The 446-nt window shown below is 75.8% G+C and carries 1 protein-coding gene; it reads left to right on the forward strand.

What is annotated here, in order from left to right:
• Nucleotides 1-446 (forward strand): Lhr family helicase (locus ACNFOC_RS55390; RefSeq protein WP_416966445.1); only part of this gene is annotated, 446 nt, incomplete at both ends.

Here is a 446-nt window from a genome sequence, read left to right on the forward strand (position 1 = left end):
GTCCCTGCTCCCCGCCCACGAACCGGACCCCACCGTCCGCGCCCACGCCCTGGCCCGCACCCTGCTCGACCGGCACGGCGTGGTGACCCGGGGAGCGGTCGCCGCGGAGGGCGTCGAAGGCGGCTTCTCGGCGACGTACCGCGTCCTGTCCGCCTTCGAGGACAGCGGTCAGGCGCGGCGCGGCTATGTCGTGGAGGGGCTCGGCGCCGCCCAGTTCGCGATGGACGGCGCGGTGGACCGCCTCCGCGCGGTCGCCAACGCCCGCGACCGGGGCGACGACCTGCCCGTTCCGAACCTCACGGACAACGACCCCTACGGCTTCGGCACCCTCACCGGCTCCACCGCCCCGACCTCCGACTCCGGCACCAGCTCCGCCGCCCCCTTCGGAACCCCGAGCACCGCCCACGAATCGCCCGACAGTCGCGGTCGACAGGCCCCCTACGCCC

Origin of the sequence: Streptomyces colwelliae (assembly GCF_048158785.1) — a bacterium.
GTDB lineage: Bacteria > Actinomycetota > Actinomycetes > Streptomycetales > Streptomycetaceae > Streptomyces.